The organism is Desulfobacula sp., assembly GCF_021107415.1.
This window is the reverse complement of sequence record NZ_JAIOSW010000243.1, coordinates 1-9,810: the sequence shown is the minus strand read 5'-3', so window position 1 is coordinate 9,810 and position 9,810 is coordinate 1. Positions and strand designations below refer to the sequence as shown.

The 9,810-nt window shown below is 41.0% G+C and carries 7 protein-coding genes and 1 pseudogene; 7 read left to right on the top strand and 1 reads right to left on the bottom strand.

What is annotated here, in order from left to right; translation table 11 throughout:
* Positions 1–422: 422 nt before the first annotated feature.
* From K8S13_RS13240 to K8S13_RS13210, 7 genes are all read left to right on the top strand, one after another.
* Positions 423–1,580, top strand: coding sequence for a BMP family ABC transporter substrate-binding protein (locus tag K8S13_RS13240; RefSeq protein ID WP_291463140.1), 1,158 nt, complete (start codon positions 423–425; stop codon positions 1,578–1,580).
* Positions 1,581–1,666: 86 nt separating this feature from the next.
* Positions 1,667–3,181 (top strand): ABC transporter ATP-binding protein, encoded by a 1,515-nt coding sequence (locus tag K8S13_RS13235; protein ID WP_291463139.1) that lies wholly within the window; start codon positions 1,667–1,669, stop codon positions 3,179–3,181.
* 18 nt (positions 3,182–3,199) lie between these two features.
* Complete coding sequence (locus tag K8S13_RS13230) at positions 3,200–4,279, top strand: ABC transporter permease (protein WP_291463138.1); 1,080 nt, start codon at positions 3,200–3,202, stop codon at positions 4,277–4,279.
* A gap of 26 nt (positions 4,280–4,305) precedes the next feature.
* A complete protein-coding gene (locus K8S13_RS13225; RefSeq protein ID WP_291463136.1) occupies positions 4,306–5,226 on the top strand; it encodes an ABC transporter permease in 921 nt (306 codons plus the stop codon).
* Between the two features lie 14 nt (positions 5,227–5,240).
* On the top strand, positions 5,241–6,689 hold the full coding sequence (locus K8S13_RS13220; RefSeq protein WP_291463134.1) for a M48 family metalloprotease: 1,449 nt from the start codon (positions 5,241–5,243) through the stop codon (positions 6,687–6,689).
* Positions 6,690–6,794: 105 nt separating this feature from the next.
* Positions 6,795–8,903: a methyl-accepting chemotaxis protein gene (locus tag K8S13_RS13215; protein ID WP_291463133.1), complete on the top strand. Its 2,109-nt coding sequence runs from the start codon at positions 6,795–6,797 to the stop codon at positions 8,901–8,903.
* Positions 8,904–8,957: 54 nt separating this feature from the next.
* Positions 8,958–9,485 (top strand): cache domain-containing protein, encoded by a 528-nt coding sequence (locus K8S13_RS13210; RefSeq protein WP_291463132.1) that lies wholly within the window; start codon positions 8,958–8,960, stop codon positions 9,483–9,485.
* A 68-nt stretch (positions 9,486–9,553) separates the two neighbouring features.
* On the opposite strand, the pseudogene fusA reads toward K8S13_RS13210, so the two are convergent.
* Positions 9,554–9,810: pseudogene (gene fusA, locus K8S13_RS13205) on the bottom strand (elongation factor G); the annotation flags it as partial.

Below are 9,810 nucleotides of genomic sequence, written 5' to 3'. Positions count from 1 at the left end.
TGGATTTAAGCGCTGCTGCATACGTTTCCAACTCATGTTGCTTAAAATCTACAAAAAAATCGAGGGGTTTGAGAATATGGGAATCAATACTCATAACTGGCTCCTTATACTTGATTCAAGCCTGTTCGTATCATCATCTTCAAGCCCGTTAAAGATAGATGACTTGCTTAAATTATCTTTTATATTACTCATTATTTCCCCCGTAACATTTAAAGCATGGTTATTTTAAATAAGAACCTATTCAAACATATTTTAAAAGTTATGTCGATAGAAAAATGCTACTTTATAGCTATATCATAAAATAAATCTTCCTTTTTTAAAAAGAGCATTGTTTTTCTAAAATCTAATTGTTGACTGTAAACATTTAATTATCGTATTATCCATAAAATTTTAATCAACTTTAAAAAAAGGAGAAGATAGGAATGAAAAAATGGATGCTATTGATATTAATAAGTTCTATATTTTTAATTGGGTTTTCTATAACTGCCTTTGCCGGCGACAAAAAGCTTAAGGCCGGTTTTATTTATGTGGGTCCTGTTGGCGATTATGGATGGTCCCATGCCCATGACCAGGGGCGACAATATGCAGAAAAAAAATTTCCCTGGCTTGAAACCATCATTGTAGAATCTGTTGGAGAAGCAGACAGTGCAAGAATCATTGACCGGCTTGTCCAGCAGCAAAAATGCGATGTGGTTTTCACCACAAGTTTTGGATACATGGAAGACACCGTTGCAGCGGGAACTCGATATCCCGACAAACTTTTTATGCATTGTTCAGGATTTAAACGCTCGGATAATGTGGGAACATATTTTGGTGATCTTTACCAGATGTACTACCTGAACGGCATTATGGCAGGCGCCTTAACCAAGACAAATAAAATCGGTTATGTAGCAGCTTTTCCTATTCCCGAACTGGTTCGTCATATTGATGCTTATGCCCTGGGTATCAAAGCCGCAAACCCCAATGCCAAACTCCATGTAAAATGGATTTATGCCTGGTATGGACCGGATAAGGCAAAAGAGGCTGCCCAGGCGTTGATTGCAGAAGGCTGTGATGCCCTTGCCTTTACCGAAGATACGCCTGCGGTAATTGAAGTCGGCCAGAGCCATGCGGAAAAAGGCAAACAGATTTATACATTCAGCCATTATTCCGCCATGCAGCCTTATGGAGTTGATTCTGTTGTTTCAGGACAGCTCATGGACTGGGGCGGCATGTATGCCCAGATTCTTGAAAGCATTTATAATAAAACATGGACCAATGAAGATATCTGGTGGCTTGCCAAAGAAAAAGCCGCCATTCTTGGCGGCAATGCAACAGATATAATTAATCCAAAGTTTGTAAAAGCATTAAAGGATGCAATGCTTGATACAAAGGAATTTGGTAAAATTTCTGCTTACGATCTCGTTGTAAAACGATATGAACAGATGAAGCAGGGGGTTGATGTATTTGATCCGTTTACCGGTCCCATCAGTGATAATAAAGGGAACCTGAAAATCAAGGCCGGAGAAAAAGCATCAAAAGGCGATCTTCTTGGCATTATGTATTATGTGGATAATGTTGAAGGAAGTATCCCTCAATAATCAAAAGAAAAATTAGAAAAAAGCCGGGAAAGCACATCCCGGCTTTTTTCTACCCAATTTTTATCCGATTTTATTTTAGGGACATTATGGAAAAAATAGACCGCCTTGAAATGAAAGCAATCTCAAAATTATTTCACGGTATCCATGCCAACCAGAATATTAATCTCTCAGTTGAATCCGGTGAAATTGTAGGGCTTTTGGGTGAAAACGGAGCCGGAAAAACCACATTGATGAATATTTTGTATGGACTTTACCAGCCCGATTCCGGCCAAATCAAGATCAACGGTAAAAACGTTCGGATTAATAATCCTGTCGAATCCATTAGATCCGGTATTGGAATGGTTCATCAGCACTTCATGCTTGTACAAAATCATTCTGTCATTGAAAATATTGCACTGAGCTATAAAAATACGCCGTTTTTCTTTCCCAAAATAAAAATCAGAAAAAAAGTTGAACAATTCTCTAAAAAATTTGATTTCCACATTGATCCTGATAAAAAAATATGGCAGCTTTCAGCCGGAGAACAGCAGCGGGTGGAAATTATTAAAGCACTTTTAAATGGTGCCGACCTTCTTATTCTTGATGAACCCACTTCCGTTCTGACTCCCCAGGAAATCAAAGACTTGATTTCCATACTGAGACAATTGAAGGCCAAAGGCCACATGATCATTTTCATTTCCCACAAACTTGATGAAATCATGGAAATCTGTGACAGGGTCATTGTGCTTCAAAAAGGAAAAATAGTGGGAAGTTCCAACACAAAAGATACGGATAAAAAATCCCTTGCCAGGATGATGGTGGGCAGGGATATTGTCTTTAATACACTCAAGGAAAAACTGAGCAAGGGCAAAAAAACACTATCTGTCGAAAATATCAATGTCCCTGGAGACAAAGGTCTTTTGGCTCTTAAAAATATCTCATTTGAACTTTTTAAAAATGAAATTTTCGGTATTGCAGGGGTTTCCGGCAATGGGCAACGCGAGCTTGCAGAAGCCATTACCGGTATCAGACCCATCTCGTCCGGGAAAGTAAAAGTAAATGGCAAGGACATCACCAACAAATCTGCCAGGCACATTTATGACAATGGTGTTTCCCATGTACCCGAAGAAAGGATCCGGTTTGGAATTGCTCCAGGCCTTTTCCTATATGATAATGCGATTCTTAAACAGCATCACTTAAAAAAATTCTCCAAGGGCTATTTCCTGAAATACAGACGGATCAAGAATCATGCAAAAACCATTATCAATAAATTTAAGGTTTCCACCCATTCCATTAATAACCAGACCCGAAACCTTTCCGGCGGGAACATTCAGAAACTCATCCTTGGAAGGGGAGTCAGTGAACAGCCACAGCTTCTTGTGGCATCGCACCCCACATACGGGCTGGATGTCGGGGCAACTGAATTCTTAAGAAACCATCTTTTGGAACTGAGAAAACAAGGAAGCGCAGTGCTGTTGTTTTCTGAAGATCTTGAAGAAATATTTGAACTTTGTGACCGGGTTGCCGTTATTTTTGAGGGTGAGTTCATGGCAATTCTTGATTCAGACGACAAACGATTTTCTGATATCGGCCTGATGATGGCAGGCTCAAAAAGGATCTGATTCAATGGAAAAAAAATAATGATAAAAATCAAAACAACCGACAGATATAATATCACCACCTTTAGATCCTTTATGACCAATATTTTTTCCCTTTTGGCAGCGCTTATGGCGATCAGTATTATTTTCCTGATTGCCGGAGCAAATCCCATCTTTGCAATTACTGAGATCTTTTCAGGATCATTTGGCTCTCTTTACGGGTTCAAGGAAACCATTACCAAAGCCATTCCCTTAATCCTGATCGGTACAGGGCTGACCCTGGCTTTCAGGGCAAAATTCTGGAACATTGGTGCGGAAGGCCAGATGTTAATGGGTGCGATTTTCGCTACCTGGGTGGGAATCTCATTTGGTGAGGCATTGCCGTCATATATTATCGTTCCCTTAATTTTTCTGGCAGGTTTCCTCGGCGGTGCATTATGGGGAATCATTCCCGCCATCTTAAAAATCAAATACTCAATTAACGAAGTCATATCCACTTTGATGCTCAATTATATCTGTGCTGAATTTTTAACCATGCTGATTGTAGGACCCTGGAAAGGAAAGGCACGGTTCGGGTTTCCCGGAACAAACAATCTTCCTGATTCTGCCATTCTAGGTTTAATTCCCGGTTCCAGAATCCATTATGCCACATTAATCTTAGCCATTATCTGTGCCATTGTACTTTGTGTGGTCATTTATAAAACGCGCTTTGGATATGAAGCAAGGGTGGTGGGTGAAAATCCGGATGCCGCCAGATATGCCGGGATAAATTTTTTAAAGACAGGCCTGATCCTCATGGCCATCAGCGGTGGCGTTGCCGGATTTGCCGGTGTGGGTGAAGTGGCCGGCATTCATCACTACCTTGGGTATCCTGCTTCGATCTCCTCTGGGTATGGATTTACAGCCATCATCGTTGCATGGCTTGCCAAACTAAATCCACTCTATACGGTGATTTCAGGAATCTTTTTCGCCGGGATACTGGTAGGCGGCGATGCCATACAGATATCACTGGGACTGCCTGCTGCCACAGTTGGAATTGTGAACGGCACTTTGTTGATATTTTTAATTATGGGTGATTATTTTTTAAACCATAAAGTTACACTCCAATTTTCTAACAAATAAGGATGTACCAAATAAGGATGTAAAATATGGAAGATATCATTATTTTAACACTTCAAAGAGCTATGGTTGCAGGAACCCCTTTACTTCTTGCCACAACAGGTGAAGTGATTTGTGAAAGATCCGGTATCCTTAACCTTGGGGTTGAAGGCGTAATGGCAATTGGAGCTGTTGTAGCCTTTATCGTCACCATGACTACCGGCCACCCCTGGCTGGGCGTTCTTGCCGCCATAGCCGCGGGTATGGCAATTTCCATTATCCATGCCTTTGCCTCTGTCACTTTGCAGGCCAACCAGGTTGTATCCGGACTTGCCTTGACCATGCTGGGTTTAGGGCTTTCCGGTATGCTTGGCAAACCCTATGTGGGTAAACCCCTTTCCATCAAAATGGAAGATTGGGTTATTCCCTATTTATCGGATATCCCCTGGTTTGGAAAAATCCTGTTCTCCCAGGGTCCATTTTTCTACCTTGCCATATTTCTTGCTTTTACCTCCTGGTTTTTCCTTGAAAGAACCCGCCTGGGAATACAGATCAGGTCAACGGGAGAAAATCCAAAAGCCACTGAAACTCAAGGAGTCAATGTATCCAGACTCAGATATTTGAGTGTTATCATAGGCGGCGGTTTTTCAGCTCTTGCAGGCGCTCATCTTTCCATCTCATATTCAAAATCATGGATCGAGGGAATGACGGCAGGAAGGGGATGGATTGCCATCGCTCTGACCATCTTTGCCCTTTGGAACCCCAGACGTGCCATATGGGCGGCATTCCTGTTTGGCGGCTTTTTTGTCGTGCAGTATTTACTGCAACCCCTGGGAATTTCACCCAGCTTTCTGGCCATGCTCCCTTATGTCGCAACACTCTTTATTCTATTGTTGATCAGTTTAAAAGATCCAAGAAAATTAAATGCCCCTGCCATGCTGGCAGAACCCTATAAACGAGGCGAAAGATAAAAAAAGGTATTTTTATGAAACTATTCAAACATTTTTTTATCTTTATCAGCCTGCTCTTTTTCTTTTCATTTTCCTTGAACAGCAGTTTTGCCATATCCATCCCGGAAGAAAAAAAAATCGCTAAAAAATTCATGAAAATGATACAGGAACGGCAAATGCTGTTGAAGGACCCAATTGCCAATCATATGGTTACCCGGGTCGGCAATCATATCCTCTCTTTTCTGCCGCCCCAGCCCTTTGACTATTCATTTTACATTGTGGATGATGATGTTTTTAATGCCTTTGCAAGTCCGGCCGCCAATATCTTTGCCTATCGGGGGTTGATTACAGCCCTTGATTCCATTGATGAACTGGCAGGAATCATTGGGCATGAAATTGCCCATGCCGCAAGCCGTCATGTATCCGAATCCATTGATCGTTCAAAACTTATCGGCATTGGAAGCCTGGCAGGGATGCTGGCAGGTGCCATCATCGGCAGCAAATCAGGTGGTGATGCCGGAGTAACCGTCATCACCGGCTCAATGGCCATTGGCCAGACTGCCATGCTTGCTTTTACAAGGGAAAATGAAACAGAAGCTGATGAAAAAGGAATTATGTTTTTAAAAAAAAGCTGTTTTGCACCGGAAGGGCTCCTGTCCGGTCTGATGAAAATAAGGGCGTCAGACTATCGGGGTGTGGAAGGAATCCCGGATTATGTTAAGACCCATCCCGGAACCAGCCAGCGAATTGCCCATGTTGAAACAATTCTTTCAGGCTATATCCCTTCGGCAAACAAGGCAAAATGTGATGAAGATTTCCGGTTTGATATGGTAAAATACAGACTTTTAGGACTTTACGCTGAGATTGAACCTGCATTTCATCAATTAACCATCGAACTTAATAACAATCCTTCAAACGCTATCGCTGCTGACGCTGCTGCTATCCATTATGGAATGGGTCTTATTTATGCCAGAAAATTCATGGGGAAAAAAGCCATATCACACCTGAAAAAAGCGCTTTCCATTAACATTTTTGATCCAATGATACTTCTTGAAATGGGTAGAATATATCTGCTCAATGGTGAACCTGAAAAAGCGCTCAATGTCCTTAATGGAATTGAGATGGACCCGGTTATGGGGCTGATGGCTATATTTCACCAGGCAAACGCACACCTTGAGTTAAGAAGCCTTTCAAAGGCAAAAAAGCGTTTCAATACCGTCATAAACAAGGCACCGTTCCTATATCCAAAAGCATACTTTAACCTGGCAAAAATTATGTCGCTTGAAAAAAAACAAGACCTTTCCCATTATTATCTGGGGATCTATTATTCTGAAATCAATAATAAAAAAACCGCCATTGTTCATTTAAACAAAGCATTGGATCAATTAAAGGACGAAATTAAAATTAAAAAAACAAAAGAGCTGTTAGATCGATTAAAAAAACAATCCGCAAGTGACACTAAAAATAATAATAACATACGATAGTTTCCTTAGCTGATTTATATCAAATAAAAATTCATTGATTATATTTTTTTATCTGCTAAAATATCTACTTAACTCAAACAAATTTATTAATCGAGGAGAGGTTGAATGAAGCTTACTATCGGGAAAAAACTTACCTCCAGTTTTTTACTCCTTGCATTTTTGGTATTATTATCAGGAATCGTCGGGATAATGGTTCTCAACAACGTATCAAGATCTGCGGATACAGTTGCCAAAGAAAAAGTCCCCATCCAGTATTCCGTGATGCAAGCCGACCTTGCTGTTCTTGAGATAGAAAAAGCCATTGATAAATATATCCACTCTACCTCAGGCCTTGCTCAACAGGAAAAAAAGCTTACAGCAAAACTTGATGAGTTTGACATGTGGATTTCAATGCTTGAACATGGGACATCTTCTGATAAATTTACAAAAAGCAAATCATACAAGGTCTATAAGGCACTCAAATTAAGTATTATTGTCCCGCAAAGTTCCAAAGAGATGCTTAAAATAATTGATAATGTAAAAAAGGAAAGTGCTGTTATAAAAAAAGAGTATACAGACTTGATAAAAGCCCATAATGAATACGTGAGCTACTCAGTCACAGCACAGGGTAAAAACCATGACCTTCTTTCATATCTTCTAATACTGCAAAAAAGTCATACCGACTGGCTTAAATCACTTGAAGATATCGTCATTGCAGTAATGCCGTTCAAGAAAAACACAGATCCTGCAAAAGGAATGCTGGGAACCTGGATACACACCTATAAAGTCGAAGATGATGGCTTGAATAAACTCATCCAAAAGCTAGATAAATATCATAAAAAATTGATGGGCTTTGCTGTAAAAATAAACAAGGAGGAGGACGCAAAAGGGAAAACAAAACAACTTGACAGGAGTCGCGGATCATTTTCACGTATCTCTCAATATCTTGGGAGAATTTATAACTATGTCGAACCGATATACCAGAACCTTGATGCCATCAAAACAGAAAAACTTAATACCTTGACCCAGTCTGGCATTAAAATTAATAAAGGGCTTGAACACCTTGTTAAGAATGCTGAAAAAGAAATGTCATTTGCCTTGAAAAACTCTGAATCATCTAAAAAAAGCGGCACTGTTTTTCTTATTGTCCTGACCCTTGCCGCTGTTTTGATCGCTATAGGATTGGGAATGTTCATGAGCCGATATATGACGGCAAGTATTACAGCCCTTGCAGATGCTACAAAATTGATTGCCGCAGGAGATCTGAAAAATAAAGTGAATGTTTCGTCCAGTGATGAGCTTGGCGGCCTTGCAAAGGACACCAATGCCATGACGGATAATTTAAGAAAAATTATCAGCCGGATCACGGATTTTTCAGCACAACTGACAAAATCTTCTTCGGATTTAACCGGCCTTGCCTCTTCCATGTCCGAAGGTGCCCAAAACATGACGGCAAAATCCGAATCAGTGGCCGCAGCAGCAGAAGAGATGAGCGCCAATATGGATTCTGTGGCCGCAACATCCGAAGAAGCGGCCACTAACATCAATACAGTGTCCATTGCATCAGATGAGATCAACTCTTCCATTAATGAAATTGCCAAAAACTCTGAAACCGGCAATGCCATATCCCAGGAGGCGGTAGAAAAAACGGCAAGCGCCACTCAAAGGGTTAATGAGCTGGGAAAAGCAGCAAAAGAAATCAGTAAGGTAACAGAGGTGATTTCCGAAATATCCGAACAGACCAATCTTCTGGCATTAAATGCCACCATTGAAGCAGCAAGAGCCGGTGAAGCCGGCAAAGGCTTTGCTGTTGTCGCATCAGAAATAAAGCAATTGGCTCTTCAGACAGCAGAAGCAACCAATGACATTAAAACGCGCATTGAAGGTATCCAGAATTCCACATCCGATACGGTCCGGGAAATTGAAGCGGTTGCAAAAATCATTGAAAATGTTAATGAAATTGTGGGAACAATTGCAGCAGCCGTTGAAGAACAGTCGGCTACCACAAAAGAAATTTCTGAAAATATGGGACAGGCCTCACAGGGATTGCAGGAGGTGAATGAAAACGTTGCCCAAAGCTCCAGCGTGTCCAGTGAAATTGCCCAGGATATCGGGGAGGTAAATACCAGCAGCAATGAAGTATTAAAGGATTGTGATCTTGTCAGTACAAACAGTGGCGAGCTTAAAAAACTTGCCAATGACCTGCAGGAACTTGTCAGCCAGTTTAAGCTTTAATGATTTGCTGTCGATGAATCCATAACAACCTAACAACCTAAAAAGGAGAAAATCATGCTCAAAAAATCGTTAACTGTCATTCTTGGTCTTATCATTGTTTCTTGCTTTGCATTCAACGGATTTGCCGGGGAACTTACCGCCCAGCTCTGCAAGGACAAAGTTATTGCCGCTGCAAAACTGATTGAACAAAACGGTGAAAAAGCCTTTGATACCCTCAGAGACCCTAAGGGAGAATTCAGATTCGGCAATGGTGCAGGTTATATATGGGTGCACAATCTTGATACAGTAATGGTCATGCATCCCATAAAACCCTCTCTGGAGGGGAAGAACTTATCTAACCTTCAGGATGTCAACGGAGTACTCTTTTTTGTAGCTTTTAACGAAATTGCCGAAGAACATGGTTCCGGATGGGTGCCCTATGCATGGCCAAAACCTGGGGAAAAGGGAACCTCCCCTAAAATTTCCTATGTCGAATTGGTTAAATATGGCGACACGGAATATATTACCGGTGCAGGGATGTATGATGTAACAGCAGCAGACATTAAAAAACAATTCCCCGGGGATGCTATTTACGAAGACTAAATTAGTTTTAAATTTTGAGTTTTTAGTTTTGAATTCAAAACTAAAAACTCAAAACTAACCATTCATTATCAGACTTTATCAAAACGAGAAAACTGCATGGAAAAGGTCCCCCTTCCCTGGCTGGCGGATCGAAGTGCTGTGGAATACCCAAACATCTTAGCCAGAGGGACCACGGATTTTACAATCTGGATACCCGCTTTCGGATTGATGGATTCGATCTTCCCTCCCCTTGCATTCAAATCGGATATGGCATCCCCCATGTAAGTATCCGGAACAAACACCTCTACTTCCATAATAGGCTCAAGCAGCGCTAAAGAGGCATTTT